Raw genomic sequence first — 20,026 nt, forward strand, 5'->3', positions numbered from 1 at the left:
CCTCCTGCTATTATAAAATAAAAAAGGCATCACATAAGAGATGCCTGTGTTCCGCTGTCTTTACTCACCTTGCTGCTTAAGCTTTTCCGCCTGATCACTGGTAATCAGTGCGTCGACCATTTCGTCAATTTCACCGTCCAGAAAAGCCTCAAGCTGATAAACGGTCATGCCAATACGATGGTCTGTTACACGGCCCTGCGGGAAGTTATAGGTACGGATACGCTCACTTCGGTCACCGGTGCCCACCTGGCTTTTACGGTTTTCAGCAATTTCGCTCTGCTGCTTCTGCATTTCAATTTCAAAAAGGCGGGCCTTCAGAACTTTCATGGCCTTTTCTTTGTTTTTCAGCTGGGATTTTTCATCCTGACAGGTTACAACCATTCCGGTGGGTTCGTGTGTGATACGAACCGCGGAGTCGGTGGTGTTTACGCACTGGCCGCCATTTCCAGAGGAACGGTAAACATCAATTCTCAGATCATTCGGATTGATATCAATTTCCACATCCTCGGCTTCCGGCAGCACTGCAACCGTCGCGGTAGATGTATGGATACGGCCGCCGGATTCTGTACTTGGAATACGCTGAACGCGGTGAACCCCGCTTTCATATTTCAGACGGCTGTAAGCTCCCCGCCCTTCGATGGAGAAGGTAATTTCCTTAATCCCGCCGATATCTGGAATATTAGAGTTCATAATCTCCGATTTCCAGCCCTGGCGTTCTGCATAGCGGGTGAACATTCTGAAAAGATCACCGGCAAAAAGAGCAGCTTCACTTCCTCCTGCGCCTGCACGGATTTCGACAATAACATTTTTGTCATCATTGGGGTCCTTTGGCAGAAGCAGGACCTTCAGTTCATCTTCAAGGTCTGCTTTTCTCTCTGTCAGCTCGTCCAGCTCAGCCTTGCACATTTCTTCAAAATCTTTGTCAATGCTTTTGTCAGAAAGCATTTCCTTGCTTTCCTCAATCCCCTCAAGGGTCTTCTTATATTCGTTATAACGGTTGATGATCGGTTCGATATGGGCATGCTCCTTCATAAGCTTCTGCCACTGTGCCTGATCGGCAATAATATCGGGATCTGCTATTTTTTCATTGAGCTCCTGATATTTACTTGATAAAAAATCTAACTTTTCTAACATTCTGTTTTTCTGTTTCTCCTCTATTACGCTTATTTCACTTCATCGAAGAAAAATACCGCCAGTGTCCCCGGTCCCGAATGGGTCCCGATAATAGGGGCCAACGGCATAATTTTAAAGTTATCGGTCTTAAAATGCTTGCTGGCAATCTTTACAAAGCTTTCAACCAGGGGCATATTGTCCGCATGGGTGATATAAATGGTCTGTTCGCTAAGCTTATCGCCCTTTTCCTCAATGTATTCCACCATTTTTTTCAGTATTTTTTTCTCACCGCGCGCCTTATCGAGCTGTCTGAGCTCACCATTTTCGTCAACATCCAGCAAAGGACTGATCTTAAGCATATTTCCGACAATAGCAGTCCCCTTGTTCAGGCGTCCGCCCCGGTACAGGTACTCCAGGTCCGTTACGGTAAACACGTGGCGGATATGGGCAGCATAATAGCCGCTCAGCTTTACCAGTTCTTCCATGCTGGCGCCATTCTGGGCCGCCTCAGCGACCTCCCGTACAATCAGACCAAGACCGCCCGTTACAGCCTTGGTGTCGAGCACCTCAATATCCGCGTCGGGGTATTTTTCCAGCACATCCCGCTTCGCCAGCATTGCCGCCTGATAGGTTCCAGACAGACCGCTCGAAAAGCTGAGATACATGAAAGGCATCGACGCCTCTGCCAGCTCGGTGAACCGCTTTACAAAATCCGCATAGGGAATCTGGGACGTCTTGTAATGAACGCCGCGCCGCATTTTGCTGTAGAGCACCCCAGGCGTGATCTCAATCCCATCCAGATAGGTCTTTTCACCTTCAATGACGTATAGAGGCATCAGCTCAATATCATACTTTTCCAGCTCTTCCGCCGGCATATCGCAGGCAGAATCGGTTAATATTTTTATACTCATCGCTTTCCTCTCTGCATTATTTTAATTTTACCACTGTAACGGTCAACGCTGCCCGCATTTTTAAGATACAGCGTATCTGCTTTGCGGGCAGCGGCAGGTTTCATTATTTTCTCAATTTATTATTGTAACACAAAAACAGTATTTTGTTAAAACAATTCTTCAGCTTCTTTTCTCGGGTCCGCAAAAAGCTTTCGCCCCTTGGCCTCCAGATAATCAGTCAGACGTCTGGTGTCCAGATTAATGATCAGCTCATCGGGAAATCCCACCTCATCCAGCGCCTTGTCGGCATATGGAAAATAACCGATATCGGTGCAGAAATGCGTATCTGTTCCTAAAATAACTGGAATATCCAGCTCTTTACAACGCTTGGCAATGGCGACACAGTTCGTTTTGGAGCCATGTCTGATAAAAAAGGACCCGTTATTGATCTCAATGAGGGTATCCTTCCGCTTAGCTTCCTGTAAAACAGCCTCATAGTCAAGCTCATAGGTCGGGTTGCCCAAGTGGCAGATAAAATCCACCAGCGGGTTGTTGATGGCGCCCAGGACTGCAGAAGTATTATCTGCCTTTGAGCCCGGCTCGATACAGGGGGTATGGAGAGAGGCAGAAACAATCTCCAGCCTGTCCGCAAATGCTTCTGGCACGTCGATAGTCCCATCCTTATCCATAATGTTGGATTCCATCCCCTTAAGAACCTTCACATTGTTGATAACCGGCGGAATAATCCGATAGTTCGCAAAAAACATGGCTGTGGCTGAGCCCGGCATTTCAGGTCCGTGCTCAGTCAGGCAGAACATCTCAAGACCTCTTCTGGACGCTGCTTCCACCAATTCCATCAGTGTGCAGTAAGCATGTCCGCAGGCCAATGTATGCGTATGTCCGTCAAGTACGTAATTTCTCACTTCTGTTCCTCCTTAAGCGCTTTCTGTTTTTCTTTTTCTTCCTGTCTTTTACGCGCTTCCGCAACCTCTTCATTATGCTTTGCGACCTTGTCGCAGAAAATCTGGGCCGATCGGAATCCCAGTGCCTTCATACGGTTATTGATCGCAGCGGTTTCAATAATCACAGCCAGATTTCTGCCTCCGGAAACCGGAATGGTCACCAGCGGCACCTCGATTCCCAGAATATCCTGGGTTTCCTCATCCAGCCCCAGCCGGTCATAGGGAGAGGTCTCATCCCAGTTTTCAAGCTTTATGACCATATCCACCTCTACAGACTGCTTAACAGCCTTTGCGCCGTACAGGGTTCTCACATCAATAATACCAATGCCCCGGACTTCCATGTAATACCGCAGCATTTCAGGCGCTGTACCACTCAGCACACGGTCCTGATGATTGCTGACCTCCACCACGTCATCGGCAATCAGAGTGCTGCCCCGCTTGACGAGCTCAAGGGCTGTCTCACTCTTGCCAATGCCGCTGGGGCCTGTAATCAGTACGCCCACGCCGTGAACCTCCACCAGTACACCGTGCATACTAATCATAGGCGCGGTTTTACGGTCGATATAGTCAATTAAATGGTAAAAGAAAATGGAGGTCTTTTCTTTGCTTCTCAGCAGAATACGTGCATGTTTTTTAGCCGCTGCCTCAAAAATCTCTGCCTCTGGCAGATCCCAGCAGATAATCACACACGGAAAATCATAGGAGAAAAAGTCGTCAATACGTTTTTCCCGCAGCTTGGGGTCAAGGCTCAGCAGATAGGAGGTCTCAACCTTTCCGATAATCTGGATACGCTTGGCGTCAAAATATTCATAATAACCATGAAGCTGAAGTCCCGGGCGGTTCAGACCGCTGTCGTAAAGATCAAACTCATCAACCGGACTGTAAATCTCCTCAAGATTCAGGTCCTTACAAAATTCCGCAAGATTCATACATCCTAAAGATTCTTCGTTCATTTATTCTCTCTCTTTTCTTCAGATTTTGTTTTATGCTCATCATCATTGAAATAGTCGAAAACTGCCTGAGCGGTCTTGTCGCTCATTCCCGGCAGGGTTTTAAGCTCCTCCAATGTTGTTTTCTTCAGATTGTTCAGGCTGCCGTAATGCCGCATGAGCAACTCACGGCGCTTCTTTCCAATTCCCGGAATTTCTTCTAAACGGGATTCCAGCATTCCTTTTTTTCGCAATGTCTGATGGTAGCCCAGAGCGTAGCGGTGGACTTCCTCTGAGATATCGCTCAGAAACGTGCACAGCGGTGTGGATTTTTTCAGAGGATACTCCTCATCCTTATAGATAATCCCGCGAATCCTGTGGTGATCATCTTTTACCATGCCGCAGACCTCAATATGAACGTTCGGGTACATCTGTAAAATGCTCCGAACTGCGTCGACATGGGTCTTTCCGCCGTCAATACAGAACACATCCGGGAAGGGCAGAAAGCTGCTTTTTTCAGGGTCCTTCCCCTCATTCTGCTCCTTTATGCCCCGCTCGATACGCCGGAAAATCATTTCCTGCATGCTGGCATAGTCGTTCTGCCCATCCACTGATTTTATCTTAAACCGGCGGTAGGCTTTTTTGTCCGGCTTACCTCCCTGAAAAACAACCATCCCTCCTACATTGTCGGTGCCGCTGATGTTTGAGATATCATAAGCCTCAATTTTCTCTGGTGTGTGATCCATTCTGAGCAGATCCTTGAAAGCGTCCAGGCGGCTTTTTTTCTTTTCTTCCTTCTGGCGTTTTTCAAGCTCATACTGCTTGAGGGTAAGCTCTGCGTTTTCCTCTACCATCCGTGTCATCTTTGACTTCTGGCCTTTCTGCGGCCGGGTAAGGACCACCTTCGCACCGCGCAGCTCCGCCAGCCATTGGGCAATGGTGTCCTCTTCGTCCTTAAGCAGCGGCGCGCCCAGAATAATTTCCCTGGGAATAAAGGGTTTTGAGGAATAATACTGCTTGACAAAGGTTGTCATAATATCCTCCGGCGTGGATTCCTCCACCCCCTCGAGAAAGGTATGGTCCCTGCCCAGCATTTTTCCGTCACGGACGTTAAAAACCTGAACACAGGCCAGATCCTCGTCCTTTGCAAAGGCGATAATGTCCTGATCCTGCTGGCTGCTCACGATAATTTTCTGTTTTTCCACAATATGCTGGATGCCGTAAATCTGGTCTCTCAGCTTAGCGGCCAGCTCGTAATCCATTTTTTGAGCAGCCTCGCTCATTTTTTCCTCAAGAGTTAAAACCAGCTCCTTATCCTTTCCGTTGAGGATGGACAGGATATCGCTTATATAGGCCATATATTCTTCCTTTGGCACATTCCCCTGACAGGGGGCGCAGCACTGGCCGATATAATAATTGAGACAGGGACGTCCGTTCTTTTCCCCAAAGGCCACCTTACGGTTACAGCGCCGCAGCGGGTACAGCTTTCCAATGGCCTCGATGGTTTTCTTTACCGCAAAGCTGCTGGTAAAAGGGCCGAAATACTTGCCGCCATCCTTTTTGTGTTCTCTGGTCATAATGACCTTGGGGTACTCGTCCTCCAGCGTAACCTTGACGTAAGGATAGCTTTTATCATCCTTTAACAGGATATTGTATTTTGGCCGGTGCTCCTTGATCAGGTTACACTCCAGAATCAGAGCTTCCAGCTCACTGTCCACCACGATGGTCTCTATATCGCAGATATGAGATACCAGCGTGACCGTCTTGGGCGTCAGGTTTTTGGAGTTTTGAAAATACTGCCGGAGCCGGTTCCTCAGATTGATGGCCTTCCCGACATATATTATATCTCCCGCAGCGTTTTTCATCAGGTAAACGCCGGGGTTTTGAGGTATATCTTTTAGTTTATTGCGATCGTACATGTCTATTCCTGAAATTTTTTAAGATTTTTCTACTTTTTGCCAAGAAATACTTTTATTTTTCATTCCATTTGGTATAATCTATCTATAAATAATGCAGTTACTTATACACGAAAGGATGTGTTCCTATGTTTGAAACAGTTATAATTGATGGTCAAAACACCATTTTGTCAAACGGCAGCTTCGAAGTTAAGATCATTCCTAAAATATACGGCGGCTACACCTTAACCAAAACAGTCAAGGATGATCCGCTTGATATCATTGAAATCCGAGATATCCGTCTGCCGCTCTCTGAAAAAGAGATTATCCGGGAAGCCAAGGCCCTTTTAAAGCAGAGCTATGATTCCGTAGACTTTAACAATTATAACATACAAACCATTTAAACAATACCCGACAGGGTTAAATTTTAAAATCTGAAAACGTCACAGGCCGCTGCACTCAGGTGTATCGGTCTTTTATTATCATTGCGCCTGTTCTTTTTACTATGGTATAATTAAGCATCCCATAAGATAAGGAGTTCATTTATGAAAGATTACACTGCAATTATTTTCGATCTGGACGGCACTCTGCTCGATACTTCCGAGGGTATCTACAACGCTGTCCGTTCTACTGAAAAAATAATGCATTTTACCCCCATCGATGACACAACCCTTCCAGAATATGTAGGGCCGCCCACTCTTTTTTCCTATAAAAAGCATTACGACATCGATGACGATACCGCCCAAAAAGCTGTCGTCCACCACCGCAAATACCAGAGCGAGCAGGGCGTAAAGGAAGCGCGCCCATATGATGGCATGCCGGATTTACTCGCAATGCTGAGGGAATCCGGCCATAAACTGGGGGTTGCCACCCTCAAACGCCAGGATATTACCGAGGCAACGCTGGCCGCCGCCGGTATGCTGGACTGCTTTGACTCCATCAGGGGCATCGACATGGCCGAGTCCCTGACAAAATCCGATATCATCAACCTGGTTCTTGAGGATCTCAGTGTCGAACCGGAAAACGCTGTTCTCATTGGCGACAGCGCCTATGACGCCATCGGCGCCAGACAAAGTGGTGTGGATTTTATCGGCGTTGAGTATGGTTTTGGTTTTAAAAACCTCCAGGAAATCGAGGCCTACCACCCTGTTTTTATCGCCTATTTTGTCGATGATCTCATCCAGTTCTTTGACCATTGTTAGGACTTTAAGGTTTTTATAAAAAAAGATACTCAGCTCCTCTAAAGGGTATATAAATTACCGTCATTCAACTTTATCCTTTGGAGGTTTTTTATTATGAATTATTTTATGAGTATCTTTTTCAGGCTCATCCCCCTTTTAATGGGGGCAATCTGTTTTAGCTACGGCATCTATGTCACTACCCTCGGAACCGCCCTGGGATCTGGCTATCTGGTAGCCGGGCACGTGCTTATCTCACTGACTGCCATCTGTATCGCGCTGTATTGTACAGCCGCTACCATTATCCGTCAGCTCATCAACCGGTACAGTAGCTTTTTCAAATGGTTTCTGCCTGTTCTCGGCTATGCTGTCAGTCTCTTTACTGTTGGCATGGGCATCTATTACTGGAATCTTCATACCATCAACACCGCTTACTTTGTCTCCGGCAACATTATCTTCGGCGTTGGCCTGATCGCGTGCTGTGTCACCACTGTGGCCACCTCATCTACCCGTTTCCTTTTTATCCCGGCCAACTCCAATAAACTACAGCCCGGCGACAAGCCGCAGGGCGCTTTCAGCGAAAACACAGCCAAAATCCTTATTGCCATTCCGGCTTTCTGCGCTCTTGTGGGACTGATCCGCAGCATCGTACTGATATCAGCAGGCCTGAGCTCGGAATATTTTGTAGCCGGCCACGTCCTTTTTGGCACTTCCCTTGTCTGTGCCAGCCTGATCGCACTAGTAGCCTCAGTAATCCGTCAGATACAAAACACTTTTACAGACAAAGAGCGCTGGAAATGGACGATTTTCGTTTTAATTTTAGGCTCCATCAACGTTGTTCTGGGTATTGGCATACTGTTGGTTCAAAAAACACCAGCGTGGATCGCTCCGGGATGGGTATTGGTTGGCCTTGGCTTTATCTGCTACAGCATCTCGAGCAAGGTCATTCTCCTCGCCTCCGTCTGGCGTCAGACCTTCTCCCTCGCCAAGCGTATTCCACTGATACCGATAATGACCACGCTTTTCTGCCTTTTTACCGCAGCCTTCCTGTTTGAAGCAGAGCTTTTCAATTCTGCCTTTTTTGTGCCGGCTCGTGTAATGGTCGGCCTCGGCGCTGTATGCTTTACGCTTTACTCCATTGTTTCTATTTTGGAATCCGGCACTTCCGGCTCCAGCGAGTAGTGATAAGAAAAACCCAGCTGAAGGTTCAGCTGGGTTTTTCTTATTATGAGGTTTAATATTAAAATTTAAAATGGGGTCGTAGTTTATTGTTCTCCGAAGACAGCTTTATAGTCTGCCTGGAATTTTTCAATTCCCTGATCGGTTAGAGGATGTTTGGTCATCTGCATAATAACGCCAAACGGCACTGTCGCAATATCTGCACCGGCTCTCGCACAGTCGATCACATGGATCGGGTTGCGGACACTGGCAGAAATAATTTCTGTTTCAATCCCCTGGACCTCAAAAATTTCCGCAATGGTTTCAATCAGCTCTACACCAGGGGTGGAGATATCATCCAGACGGCCAAGGAATGGTGAAACATAAGCGGCGCCAGCTCTCGCGGCCAGCAACGCTTGGGCTGCGGTAAAGATCAGTGTGACATTAACCTTGATACCTTCGGCAGATAAAACTTTGGTTGCCTTCAAGCCTTCTGCTGTCATTGGAATTTTGACAACCATATTTTTATGAATTTTAGCAATTTCTCGGCCCTCTGCGATCATTCCCTCAGCATCGGTAGTGGTTGCCTTCACCTCGCCGCTGATCGGTCCATCAATAATTGAAGCAATCTCTGCGATAACTTCATTAAAATCACGGCCTTCTTTTGCGATTAAGGAAGGATTGGTTGTAACACCGCAGATAACACCCATGTCATTTGCATTTTTAATATCTTCTACATTAGCAGTGTCCAGGAAAAATTTCATTTTAAGCCTCCATTTTTTACTTGAATTTCTGAATAATAAATACATAATTTCTAAAAAACATAATTATTTTTACATTTTTAAAAATAATTAACATTTCAAAAGAAACTATCTTTGTCTATGAATACAGTATATAACGATATAAAGCCATTGTCAAGGTATTTAAGCCTTTTTGTATGGTTTTTAAATAACTTTTACTTTTGTAATAATATTAAACCAAAAATTCTTTCCTTCTATAAAACCGCCAAAGATGCAAACATTTACAAGCGTTGACCTGTATGATAAACTATTAAAGACTTATATACATTACTTAAATAACGAGAGGATTTATCATGAGCTTTAAACGATCAAGCGGTATCTTAATGCACATTTCATCACTTCCCGGTAAATACGGTATCGGAACTTTTGGCAAAGAAGCCTGCTCTTTTATCAATCTTTTAAATAAAATGGGCTTTACCTACTGGCAGACTCTGCCCCTTGGACCCGTAGACCAGTGCCACTCGCCTTATAAAAGCCCTTCTGCCTTTGCGGGCAACCCTTTTTTTATCGATCCTGAGCTACTGGCTGAGGAAGGCCTCCTTACTCAGGACGAGGTGAAATCCAGCGAATACAGCGACCCTTACAGTGCTGCCTACGAATGGCTTGATGAAACCCGGCCCACTCTCTTTCGAAAGGCTTTCAGCCGCATTGACGATCAGATAAGATCGGACATTAAAATTTTTGAGAACGAGCAGCGCCATTGGCTTCCAGACTATGCCCTCTACATGACCTTAAAAAACCAATTCCATGGGAAGGACTGGTACCTTTGGGAAGACATAGGTCTTCGGGATCACCACACCGAGGCACTGAAGGAAGCCAGGGAAGCCTATGCCGAGGAAATCCTGTTCCACGAGTTCCTGCAGTACGAATTTACTAAACAGTGGAATGCTGTAAAATGCTGCGCCAACGACAACGGTATCCAGATCATCGGTGACATGCCCATCTACGTCTCTCTGGAAAGCGCCGATGTATGGGCACACCGTGATCTCTTTGATCTTGACCCGGAGGGCCAGCCAAATCATATTGCCGGGGTGCCGCCGGATTATTTCTGCTGCGATGGGCAGCTGTGGGGTAATCCCCTCTACAATTGGACAGCCATGAAGACCTCTGCCTATAAATGGTGGATCGACCGGATTGGCCGTTCTCTTGAGATTTACGACGCGGTTAGGATTGACCACTTCAGAGGCTTTTCTGCCTATTGGGCTGTGGCCGGCACTGCTAAAACCGCACGAAACGGCAAATGGCTGGAAGGTCCGGGCATGGATTTTTTCAACGCCGTCTTCAATGCTTTTGATTTTAAGGAGCCGCGCATCATCGCCGAAGACTTGGGCGTAATGGATGAGGGGGTCACTAATCTTCTCCAGGAAACCGGCTTCCCCGGTATGCGTATACTGCAGTTTGGCTTTATTGAGGAAGGCAATAACCAGCATCTGCCTCATAATTATGTAGAAAACAGTATTGCCTACACAGGAACTCACGATAACAACACCCTGCTCGGTTTTTTGTGGGAGCTTCCACCTTACAAACGGGATTATGCTTTAAAATATATTAACTATTCCTGTAGCGGCAACGAATGGCAGGAAGGAGGCCCCCAAAGCCCATCCTGCCACCATTTCATCCGCTGCCTGTGGCAAAGCTGCGCCAGCCTCACCATTCTGCCCATTCAGGATCTCTGCGGTTTTGGCAGCGACACAAAAATGAACTGTCCTGGCTGTGCCGATGGCAACTGGAGCTTTCGGATTACCCACGATGCTCTGGACACCATTGATATCTCCTGGATACGCTCTATGAACGAAATATACAAGCGCATCCCCTGATTCACTCTCTCGACAAATAGCAGTTTTTATGGTAAAATCGTTATCATACAGGGTGTGAATTGAGCATTTTCACCTTCCTGTAAACAGTTTTCAATATTTTATAGAGGAGAGAGAATATGAAAAGTATGAAAAAACTGGCTGCTTTACTGTTGGTTTTAGCGCTTGTCTTTACCGTAGCGGGGTGCGGCGACAAAGGCGCTTCAAGCAGCAGTAGCGGCAATACCCTGCGAGTTGTCATGCAGGACCCCAATGTTCCCATCGACACCAACATGGGTACTCAGGCATACCTGATTATGGTATCAGACCAGGCCTGTGAAACACTTATCGGTCTGAACAATGATACAACCTTAGACCCACAGTTGCTTAAGCAGATGCCAACCGTTTCAGAAGATGGCCTGACTTACAGCTTTGAGCTTAAAGATGGTGTTAAATTCCATAACGGCGAAACCCTGAAGTCTTCTGATGTTAAATATTCCTATGAACGCTTAATCACAAAAGGCCTCATGGGCTCACTGTTTGACCAGGTCGTTGGCTTTAAAGCCCTTGAAGACGGCGCAGCCAATTCACTTGAAGGCTTTAAAATCAAAGATGACACACACTTCGATATCGTTCTTCAGCAGCCCTACGCACCTTTCGAAGCAGCTTTATCTGCTCCATATGCTGTAATCTTCCCGGAAAAAGCCTGTGAAGAAGCCGGCGGAGACTGGGGACGTACTGTTCTGTATGGAACCGGCCCATTTAAAATGACCTCCTACACAGCAGGCCAGGGCATCGAAATGGCACGTTTTGACGATTACCATGGCGATAAAACCAAGCTTGATGGTATCAGCTTTAAGTTCGTAAATGACCTGAACACTCAGGTTATGGAATTCCAGAAAGGCAACTGCGATTTCGTCATGCTGGATACCGGACAATACGAAACTGTGACAAACAATGACGCTGTCAAAGACAAAATGCACAGCTTTAATCCAATCGGCCTTGTCTACTTAAGCCCGAACAACGAAATCTATACCGATCCCAAGGTTAAGGAAGCCCTGTCCTACGCCGTAGACCGCAAAGCCCTGTGCGACGAACTGTTATCCGGCGCCGCCACACCAGCCAAGAGCTTTATCCCCAAGGGACTGCTCGGATACAACGATTCCCTTCCTGAATATGAATACAATCCGGAAAAAGCAAAACAATTACTGGCAGAAGCCGGCTATCCGGATGGCATTACCATTCCTGTCGTCGGATCAACCAATTATCAAACACTGATCAAGGTGGCCACCGCGATTCAGGATCAGGCCAAAAAAGCCGGTATCAACATTGAACTTTCTCAGGTTGACCACGCAGGCTACAACGACATGAACAAGAGCGGTTCCGTTAATCTGTCCGTCAGCAACTGGTATACCGATTACGTTGACCCAGACGGTATGATTTATCAGCGTATGTCTGCCACAACTACCCAGCAGGTATCCAACAAATACAACAATCCAGAATTCAACGACCTCATCAACCGGGCACGTCAGACAAAAGACGAAAGCAAACGCCAGGAATTATATGAAAAGGCCGATGAAATCCTGACACACAAAGATTATGGTGCGATTCCGCTGTATAATGACACCATGTTCTACCTGTTAGGAGATAATGTTAAAAACTTCGAAGTTACCAGCATCTACCGTTACCATTTCTATGATGCTGAACTTCAATAATAATGCTCAGAAAGCTCCGCGGCCGCGGAGCTTTTTTATTCTGGAATATTCCGTTTTTGCATTCCAAGCGACCAATTTCTAAAATTATTTTTGAAAACGGTTTTTTTATCCTTGACTTTCTCCAAAAAGCGTACTACAATAAGAACATAACTGGTAAGACCACTTACCAATATTTTTGACCGAATTTATACCCGCATCGTGCTAAATCATTTAAATTGGAGGATCATTATGATTTCAAGAATTCCCTACGGTAACACAGAACTGACCCTGGAGCTTCCTGATGAACAGGTCGCCGGCGTCTTAAATTCCAATATCGGTAATCTGCAGAGCGACCAGACCGAGGATGATATCGTCAAGTCTGCGATGGCAAAACACTTAGGCAGCACTTCCCTAAAAGATCTGGCAAAAGATAAAAAAACAGCAGTCATCATTATCAGCGACCATACGCGCCCGGTGCCAAGCAAGCACATTATTCCATTTATGCTTGAGGAAATGCGCGCGGGAAACCCGGATATCGATATCACACTGCTTGTCGCCACAGGCTTTCACCGCGGTACCACAAAAGAAGAGCTGGTATCAAAGCTGGGGCAGAAAATTGTCGATGAAGAAAAAATCGCTGTACACGATTCTTCCAATGCCGACGAAAATGTTAAAATCGGGGTACTTCCCTCTGGCGCCGATTTGATCATCAACCGCCTTGCGGCCGAGGCCGACCTTCTTGTCTCTGAGGGGTTTATTGAGCCACATTTTTTCGCCGGCTTTTCAGGCGGCCGAAAAAGTGTGCTGCCAGGTGTCTCTGACCGCGTGACCGTCTTAGGCAATCACTGCAGCAAATTCATTGCAAGCCCTTACGCGCGCACCGGTATTTTAGAAAACAACCCGATCCATACCGATATGAAATCTGCCGCTGAACAGGCTGGTCTCCAGTACATTGTCAATGTGATTATCGATGAGGATAAACGTGTTGTCATGGCCTTTGCGGGCGATCCTTTCATCGCGCATGAGGCCGGATGCGAATTTTTAAAGCAATACTGCCGTGTTAAGGCCGTACCGGCCGACATCGTCATCACAGGCAACGGCGGGGCGCCTCTCGATCAGAACATGTATCAGTGCGTTAAAAGTATGACCGCTGCCGAAGCATCCGCCGGAGACGATGGTGTTATTATTCTCTGCGCCGAATGTCTGGATGGTACCGGCGGAGATGGCTTTTACCACGCCATGCGGGACTGCGAATCTGCCAGAGCACTTTTTGAAAACATTATGACGATTCCACAGAACCAGACAAGGCCTGACCAGTGGGAATATCAGATTCTCGCACGCATTCTCTCAAAACACACGGTTTTATATGTTACACGGCCGGAAATGAAAGATATTGTAACTGAAATGAAAATGACCTATGCGCCAGATCTTGACACAGCCGTCAAAATGGCCAGAGAAATCAAAGGTGAAAACGCCAACTTTACAGTTATTCCAAACGGAATTGCCGTTATCGTCGAGCAATAAAGTTCATTATCTACTCCTCTAAATAAATATATGAAAAGGGCATCCGAAAGGATGCTTTTTTCATGTATTTCACAATAAACAAGGTGCTTTTCATTGATAAACTGTTCACTCCCGGGCAATTTTGTGGTATAATAGGTGCGATTGGCAATTTGACAATATTCGAATGCTCAAGGAGGGCTTATGAAGACCCAGAGAACCTTATTAATGATATTATTGTGTCTGTTCCTTACCGTTATGCCGGTATGTGCCCAGACACCCGAAAATACGGCCGACAGCGCCGAAACCTTAACTTCCGCAGTCAGTGCACTTAACGAAACCGGAGGAACTATCCGCATTACAAAAGATATTATTTTAGGAACAGACAGCAGTATTGGTGGCTTTGAACCCGACAGCAACATTACCTTGGATCTTGGAGGAAATACCCTGTACATCCAAAACAGCTGGTCCCTTAAAAACATAACCATTACCGGTCAGAGGACTTTGATCATGCTGGAGAACAATGCAGACCTTCATCTCGATCACACCACCCTGGCAGCTACCGCTGAAAACAGCACAGCCATTAAAATTACAGGAGACAGCCGCCTGTCAGCTGAGGCTTCAAAAATTGAGGCAATCGGGACCAACACCTTTGGTATCATCGCTGTCAGCACCGCTGACTTGTCCTTTAACTCTACCCTTGTCAGTACCATTGGCAACAGCAGCACCTCTATTCAGACAAAAGGCATTGTTGATGCCTATTTCAGTGAAATTACTGCTGAAGGAACTGGAGCCACGGCTATTAAAGCAGGCGAAGTGCTTCTAAATACAAGCGCTGTTTCTCCGGAGGCCTCAAACGCTGTTATTGCAGATACCACCGCGGCCCCCACGAACACAGGCTACCACTACACAGAATTGAACACTCTGGGCGGTCTGCCTGATAGTATGATGTTTGAAATTACCGACAAGAAGACAGGCGATATCCGCTACACCCCGTCAATGCCTGTCTGTTGGGATACTGACACAGCAGACATTACAAAGGCCGGAATTTATCCGCTGGACTACGAGCTCTGTCCTGATACATTTACTCCTGCCGGCGCTGCCTCTTTACTGGAAAATCAAACGCAGCAGCTTGTCGTCATTGATCCTAAAAAGCCTTTTATTTATTACGATGCACCTGTGACTGAAAACACTGGCAGCTACAGTTTGCTTCTCCGATTCCACCAGCCAATCCAAAGCTTTGGCACTCCAACACTTTGGGTGGAAAAGGACGACAGCAGTACATGGCAGACCTGGCCGTCTGAAAAAATCACCCCGGCCGCCTCAAACCAATATAGTCTGACCGGTCTGGAGGCCGGCCACAGCTATGTTTTCCAGCTTGAAGCCAAAAACGGCAGTATTAACGGCGATTCCAATGCTATCCGCATTACACTTGATCAGGACGGAAACCCTACTGTTACTCAGAGTGATATGGACCACGGTAGCAGTGAAATAAAATCAGTGCCGACGACAGCCCCCAAAGCCTATGTTGAAACAGAATCCGTTGCTCCTTCTGTTTCAAACCCCAGTAAAAATGTTAGAACGGGTAGCAGAGAAAGCCTTAAATCCGAATCGACCCTTTATCTCCAGGAAATGGGTAATGCCTTAAAAACCGTATCCAACTACCTGAATGGTACTACCCCCGTCTCCGATAATGTGGACACTGGAATTAACGGTGCCCTAAAGAATAATATAAAAGGCGGATTACCTGCGGTGGCAGCACTCAGTCTGACATTCCTCTGTGCAGTTACCATGCTGCTTGTACGGAAAGAAACAACGGACGTAAAAGATGAGTAAAAGCAAGTACATCAAATCCATATATTGTATGCTATACTTATTAAAATTATTTTTTATCTAAATGTAGCGGTATACGTTGAAATAGCGTATACCGTTTTTTCATATGCGCAGCCGTTTTTAACTGTAAAAATTTGCCCTCTTTCGAGCTTATTTATTAAAAATTTTTGTGCACATTTTTTATCCACAGGCCTCAGCCCTCTCATTCTCTCATTTTAATCATTTTCACAAAATATTGTCCACAAATTGACAACCAGCACAATATATAGTATGATTCTCGATATAAACAACAATAACTAAGCATCCGGAGGAATGATGTAATGATCGACAATATTATAAAACGAAACGGGACTGTAGCGCCTTTTGATACCCGTAAAATCAGCAGCGCCATCTACAAAGCAAATATCTCTGTGAACGGCGAGTCTATGACAGAAAAGCACATTGAGTTTCTGACGAATGTGGTTACCTCAGCGGCAGAGCCTTTGGTCTGCCCGACAGTAGAGCAGATACAGGATATTGTGGAGGAAACACTGATCAAAGCTGATTACGCAAAAACGGCCAAGGCCTATATCCTGTACCGCGCCGAGCACGCCAAAACACGTCAGGCCGAAAGCGATTTGATGGAAATATATAAAGATCTCACCTTCCGCTACGCTGAGGACGCAGATCTTAAACGTGAAAACGCTAATATCGACTCCGATACAGCCATGGGAACTATGCTGAAATACGGTTCTGAAGGGTCAAAATATTTCATTGATAATTATATCCTTCCGCGCGAAATTGCTGATGCGCATATCTCCGGTGATATACATATTCATGATAAAGATTTTTATATGCTGACTGAAACCTGCTGCCAGATTGATTTACTCAAGCTTTTTAAAGGTGGCTTCTCAACAGGGCACGGCTATCTGCGCGAGCCTAATGACATCCGCAGCTACTCTGCCCTTGCCTGTATCGCCATTCAGGCAAATCAAAATGAAATGCACGGAGGCCAGAGTATTCCAAACTTTGACTACGCCATGGCGCCCGGCATTGTCAAAACCTTCAGCAAGCTGTACCGCAAAGCGCTGATCAACGATCTCAGTGTCTGTTCCGGCCAGGACCGTGAAACAGTCACAGAGATGGTTGCCTTCGCCTGCGAAAAAATTGAGGCTCCGATCACCTTGGATACGCTGGAAGCTTTTGGCCGGGAGCTTTCCATATTTTTTAATGGGTCTTCTTTTGATGCCCAGATGATTAATAAAACGCATGATCATGCCTGCAAGACCGCTCTGCGTGAATCAGAGGAAGCCACCTATCAGGCGATGGAGGCCTTCATCCACAACCTGAATACCATGAACTCACGGGCCGGCGCACAGGTTCCCTTTTCCTCCGTAAACTATGGCACGGATACCTCATCCGAAGGACGTATGGTCGTCAAAAATCTGCTGAAAGCCACAGCAGCCGGACTTGGTAACGGTGAGACCCCCATTTTTCCGGTTCAGATTTTCAAGGTAAAGGAAGGCATTAACTATAACGAAACCGACCCTAACTACGATCTTTTTAAGCTGGCCATCAAGACGTCTTCTATGCGCCTTTTCCCGAACTTCAGCTTTCTGGATGCCCCCTTTAATTTACAATATTATGAAGAGGGTGATTATAACACTGAGGTAGCCTACATGGGATGCCGAACCCGGGTTATGGGAAACCATTATGACCCTCAGAATGAAACGACCTGCGGTCGCGGCAATTTAAGTTTTACTTCCATCAATCTACCAAGGATTGCCCTTGAATCCAGCGGAAGCCTTGACACCTTTTATAGGCTTCTGGACGAACGTGTTTCTCTGGTTGTGAAACAGCTGCTTCACCGCTTTAAAATCCAAGCCGCCAAAAGAGGCAGAAATTATCCTTTCCTGATGGGACAGGGTGTCTGGATCGATTCGGAAAGCCTTGGCCGGGACGACCGTGTTGAGGACGTTTTAAAGCACGGAACCCTGAGCGTCGGCTTTATCGGACTTGCTGAAACGCTCAAGGCGCTTACCGGCAGGCATCATGGTGAAAGTACAGAAAGCCAGGCTCTGGGGCTTCAGATCATCTCGCATCTGAGGTGCCTGATGGACGCTGAATCTGAAAGAACTGGTTTGAACTTCACCCTGCTCGCTACCCCGGCAGAAGGGCTCAGCGGACGCTTTGTCGCCATAGACCGTGAAAAGTTCGGGACTGTTCCCGGCATTACAGACCGTGAATTTTACACAAATTCTTTCCATGTTCCGGTCTACTATCCCATACAGGCCTATAAAAAAATTCAGTTGGAGGCGCCATACCACGAATACACCAACGCAGGGCACATCAGCTACGTCGAGCTGGATGGGAATGCCAGCGCCAACCTCGCGGCTTTTGAAAAAATTGTCCGCTGCATGAAAGAAGCCGGCATTGGATATGGTTCCATCAACCATCCAGTTGACCGAGATCCCGTCTGCGGCTACAATGGTATAATCGGCGAAGAATGTCCAAACTGTCACAGACACGAGGGCGATGGAAACCCTGATTTTGAGCGCATCCGCCGAATCACGGGCTATCTGGTGGGCACCATTGACCGCTGGAATAACGCAAAGCGCGCAGAGGAGAAAGCGAGGGTAAAGCATGGCGTTTCTGCTAATCAATAACTGTATCGAAGAATCCATTGTTGACGGACCTGGGCTCCGCTTTGTCATTTTTACACAGGGCTGCCCCCACCATTGTCCTGGATGCCACAACCCTCAGACACACCAGATAACTGGAGGAACTTTTGTGGAGACAGAAATACTTCTCGCCAGAATAGTGGAAAACCCTCTACTTCAGGGTGTTACATTCAGCGGCGGCGAGCCCTTTCTGCAATCCGCAGCCCTGGCCGACTTAGCCCAGAAGCTTCATGTAAACAGTCTGGATGTAGTCACTTACACCGGTTACACACTGGAAAAGCTGAAAGCCATGAAGGATGAAAGCATCAATGCCCTGCTTCGGGAAAGCGATCTTCTCATCGATGGGCCATTTCAATCTGAAAATCGCGATCTAACCCTCCCCTTTCGTGGAAGCAGTAATCAGCGTATTATAGAATTACACCATTAAAAAAGCGGGTGTGTACGAAATAGAATGTACACACCCGCTTTTTATTTTTATTTATTCCTCAAATAAAGCGGTTGATAAGTAACGTTCTCCAGTGTCGGGTAACAGAACTACAATATTTTTCCCTTTATTTTCAGGACGTTTTGCAAGTTGTGTTGCCGCCCAAAGAGCCGCGCCGGATGAAATACCGACCAGCAGTCCTTCCTCTTCTGCTACCTCACGGCCTGTCACAAAAGCGTCTTCATTATCGACTTTAATGATTTCATCGTAGACGCCTGTGTTCAGGGTATCCGGTACAAAACCAGCCCCGATTCCCTGAATCTTATGCGGACCTGCCTTTCCTTCAGACAGCACTGGAGAACCCGTCGGTTCAACGGCGATCACCTTTATTTCTGGATTTTTAGATTTCAGGTACTCACCTACACCAGTAATTGTACCGCCTGTACCGATACCTGCAACAAAGTAATCCACCTTTCCGTCTGTGTCTTCCCAGATTTCGGGGCCAGTCGTCGCTCTGTGCACAGCCGGGTTCGCAGGATTGATAAACTGTCCGGGAATAAATGAGTCAGGCGTTTCCTTTGCCAGCTCCTCTGCCTTTGCGATAGCACCCTTCATACCAGCTGCACCATCAGTCAGAATCAGCTCAGCCCCATAGGCCTTTAAGAGCTTTCTTCGTTCCACACTCATGGTTTCAGGCATTATCAGAATCACACGGTAGCCTCTGGCGGCAGCGACGCTTGCCAGACCGATACCGGTATTACCGCTCGTCGGTTCAATAATAACTGAGCCTTTCTTCAGCAGCCCCTTTTCTTCCGCATCATCAATCATGGCCTTGGCAATACGATCTTTTACGCTTCCTGCGGGATTAAAATATTCAAGCTTTGCCAGCACCGCAGCACCCAGTGCATTTTCCTTTTCATAATTGCTGAGTTCCAAAAGCGGTGTTTTTCCAATCAATTCTGTTAAACTCTTATAAATTTTTGCCATTTTGTTTTCCTCCGTTTAAAATATATTTAATTTTATGTTTTCATATATGATTACTATGATTTTATTATATGACGCAGAATCGATTCTGTCAAGCACTTTTAAGAAATAAACCATATTTTTCATATATGTTTTAAAAAAAACGTTGACTTTCCAGATTTTTCATACTATGATTATAAAAGCATATTTATTAACTATGTCTTGTATCATTTA

General features: G+C 46.3%; 16 protein-coding genes. 9 read left to right on the forward strand and 7 right to left on the reverse strand.

Annotation, left to right across the window (positions count from 1 at the left end; all coding sequences use genetic code 11):
• Positions 1-60 precede the first annotated feature (60 nt).
• The 5 genes from prfA to uvrC all read right to left on the reverse strand — a co-directional run bounded on the left by prfA (position 61) and on the right by uvrC (position 5,813).
• A complete protein-coding gene (prfA, locus tag BUC22_RS00865; RefSeq protein ID WP_073381829.1) occupies positions 61-1,134 on the reverse strand; it encodes a peptide chain release factor 1 in 1,074 nt (357 codons plus the stop codon).
• Between the two features lie 29 nt (positions 1,135-1,163).
• Positions 1,164-2,024, reverse strand: a complete 861-nt coding sequence (locus tag BUC22_RS00870) for a DegV family protein (protein WP_013381880.1) — start codon at positions 2,022-2,024, stop codon at positions 1,164-1,166.
• A 146-nt stretch (positions 2,025-2,170) separates the two neighbouring features.
• Complete coding sequence (locus BUC22_RS00875; RefSeq protein ID WP_013381882.1) at positions 2,171-2,926, reverse strand: phosphatase; 756 nt, start codon at positions 2,924-2,926, stop codon at positions 2,171-2,173.
• Positions 2,923-3,918, reverse strand: coding sequence for an HPr(Ser) kinase/phosphatase (hprK, locus tag BUC22_RS00880; RefSeq protein WP_073381832.1), 996 nt, complete (start codon positions 3,916-3,918; stop codon positions 2,923-2,925). The genes BUC22_RS00875 and hprK overlap by 4 nt, the downstream gene beginning before the upstream one ends.
• Entirely contained in the window at positions 3,915-5,813 is a 1,899-nt protein-coding gene (gene uvrC, locus BUC22_RS00885; protein ID WP_073381834.1) for an excinuclease ABC subunit UvrC, read from the reverse strand. Before uvrC ends, hprK begins: the two co-directional genes overlap by 4 nt.
• Positions 5,814-5,938: 125 nt before the next feature.
• Here uvrC and BUC22_RS00890 point away from each other — a divergent pair, with 125 nt between their 5' ends.
• The 3 genes from BUC22_RS00890 (at position 5,939) to BUC22_RS00900 (ending at position 8,149) form a co-directional block, all read left to right on the forward strand.
• Entirely contained in the window at positions 5,939-6,193 is a 255-nt protein-coding gene (locus tag BUC22_RS00890) for a hypothetical protein (RefSeq protein ID WP_013381885.1), read from the forward strand.
• A gap of 141 nt (positions 6,194-6,334) precedes the next feature.
• Positions 6,335-6,991: an HAD hydrolase-like protein gene (locus BUC22_RS00895; protein ID WP_073381837.1), complete on the forward strand. Its 657-nt coding sequence runs from the start codon at positions 6,335-6,337 to the stop codon at positions 6,989-6,991.
• 93 nt (positions 6,992-7,084) lie between these two features.
• On the forward strand, positions 7,085-8,149 hold the full coding sequence (locus tag BUC22_RS00900) for a DUF2776 domain-containing protein (protein ID WP_073381841.1): 1,065 nt from the start codon (positions 7,085-7,087) through the stop codon (positions 8,147-8,149).
• Positions 8,150-8,232: 83 nt separating this feature from the next.
• Here BUC22_RS00900 and fsa read toward each other — a convergent pair whose 3' ends face one another.
• On the reverse strand, positions 8,233-8,889 hold the full coding sequence (gene fsa, locus BUC22_RS00905; protein ID WP_073381843.1) for a fructose-6-phosphate aldolase: 657 nt from the start codon (positions 8,887-8,889) through the stop codon (positions 8,233-8,235).
• Positions 8,890-9,218: 329 nt separating this feature from the next.
• Between fsa and malQ the strand changes: the two genes are divergently transcribed.
• The 6 genes from malQ (at position 9,219) to nrdG (ending at position 18,832) form a co-directional block, all read left to right on the forward strand.
• Positions 9,219-10,742, forward strand: a complete 1,524-nt coding sequence (gene malQ / locus BUC22_RS00910; protein WP_073381846.1) for a 4-alpha-glucanotransferase — start codon at positions 9,219-9,221, stop codon at positions 10,740-10,742.
• 116 nt (positions 10,743-10,858) lie between these two features.
• A complete protein-coding gene (locus tag BUC22_RS00915) occupies positions 10,859-12,433 on the forward strand; it encodes an ABC transporter substrate-binding protein (RefSeq protein WP_013381890.1) in 1,575 nt (524 codons plus the stop codon).
• A 228-nt stretch (positions 12,434-12,661) separates the two neighbouring features.
• On the forward strand, positions 12,662-13,936 hold the full coding sequence (gene larA / locus BUC22_RS00920) for a nickel-dependent lactate racemase (protein WP_073381849.1): 1,275 nt from the start codon (positions 12,662-12,664) through the stop codon (positions 13,934-13,936).
• Between the two features lie 180 nt (positions 13,937-14,116).
• Positions 14,117-15,748, forward strand: a complete 1,632-nt coding sequence (locus BUC22_RS00925) for a fibronectin type III domain-containing protein (RefSeq protein WP_073381851.1) — start codon at positions 14,117-14,119, stop codon at positions 15,746-15,748.
• A 317-nt stretch (positions 15,749-16,065) separates the two neighbouring features.
• On the forward strand, positions 16,066-18,390 hold the full coding sequence (locus BUC22_RS00930; RefSeq protein ID WP_073381853.1) for an anaerobic ribonucleoside triphosphate reductase: 2,325 nt from the start codon (positions 16,066-16,068) through the stop codon (positions 18,388-18,390).
• Complete coding sequence (gene nrdG, locus BUC22_RS00935) at positions 18,368-18,832, forward strand: anaerobic ribonucleoside-triphosphate reductase activating protein (RefSeq protein ID WP_013381897.1); 465 nt, start codon at positions 18,368-18,370, stop codon at positions 18,830-18,832. The genes BUC22_RS00930 and nrdG overlap by 23 nt, the downstream gene beginning before the upstream one ends.
• Before the next feature lie 51 nt (positions 18,833-18,883).
• Here the strand turns inward: nrdG and cysK are convergent, their stop codons facing one another.
• Positions 18,884-19,816 carry a cysteine synthase A gene (cysK, locus tag BUC22_RS00940; RefSeq protein WP_013381898.1) on the reverse strand — a complete coding sequence of 311 codons (933 nt, stop codon included), beginning with the start codon at positions 19,814-19,816 and terminating at the stop codon, positions 18,884-18,886.
• Between the last annotated feature and the right edge of the window lie 210 nt (positions 19,817-20,026).

Origin of the sequence: Eubacterium callanderi, assembly GCF_900142645.1 — a bacterium.
GTDB lineage: Bacteria > Bacillota > Clostridia > Eubacteriales > Eubacteriaceae > Eubacterium > Eubacterium callanderi.

What these genes read in the sequence shown, in the direction of transcription:
- prfA (WP_073381829.1), bottom strand. Translation starts at nt 1,134, where the DNA reads ATGTTAGAAAAGTTAGATTTTTTATCAAGTAAATATCAGGAGCTCAAT.
- BUC22_RS00870 (WP_013381880.1), bottom strand. Translation starts at nt 2,024, where the DNA reads ATGAGTATAAAAATATTAACCGATTCTGCCTGCGATATGCCGGCGGAA.
- hprK (WP_073381832.1), bottom strand. Translation starts at nt 3,918, where the DNA reads ATGAACGAAGAATCTTTAGGATGTATGAATCTTGCGGAATTTTGTAAG.
- uvrC (WP_073381834.1), bottom strand. Translation starts at nt 5,813, where the DNA reads ATGTACGATCGCAATAAACTAAAAGATATACCTCAAAACCCCGGCGTT.
- BUC22_RS00890 (WP_013381885.1), top strand. Translation starts at nt 5,939, where the DNA reads ATGTTTGAAACAGTTATAATTGATGGTCAAAACACCATTTTGTCAAAC.
- BUC22_RS00895 (WP_073381837.1), top strand. Translation starts at nt 6,335, where the DNA reads ATGAAAGATTACACTGCAATTATTTTCGATCTGGACGGCACTCTGCTC.
- BUC22_RS00900 (WP_073381841.1), top strand. Translation starts at nt 7,085, where the DNA reads ATGAATTATTTTATGAGTATCTTTTTCAGGCTCATCCCCCTTTTAATG.
- fsa (WP_073381843.1), bottom strand. Translation starts at nt 8,889, where the DNA reads ATGAAATTTTTCCTGGACACTGCTAATGTAGAAGATATTAAAAATGCA.
- malQ (WP_073381846.1), top strand. Translation starts at nt 9,219, where the DNA reads ATGAGCTTTAAACGATCAAGCGGTATCTTAATGCACATTTCATCACTT.
- BUC22_RS00915 (WP_013381890.1), top strand. Translation starts at nt 10,859, where the DNA reads ATGAAAAGTATGAAAAAACTGGCTGCTTTACTGTTGGTTTTAGCGCTT.
- larA (WP_073381849.1), top strand. Translation starts at nt 12,662, where the DNA reads ATGATTTCAAGAATTCCCTACGGTAACACAGAACTGACCCTGGAGCTT.
- BUC22_RS00925 (WP_073381851.1), top strand. Translation starts at nt 14,117, where the DNA reads ATGAAGACCCAGAGAACCTTATTAATGATATTATTGTGTCTGTTCCTT.
- BUC22_RS00930 (WP_073381853.1), top strand. Translation starts at nt 16,066, where the DNA reads ATGATCGACAATATTATAAAACGAAACGGGACTGTAGCGCCTTTTGAT.
- nrdG (WP_013381897.1), top strand. Translation starts at nt 18,368, where the DNA reads ATGGCGTTTCTGCTAATCAATAACTGTATCGAAGAATCCATTGTTGAC.
- cysK (WP_013381898.1), bottom strand. Translation starts at nt 19,816, where the DNA reads ATGGCAAAAATTTATAAGAGTTTAACAGAATTGATTGGAAAAACACCG.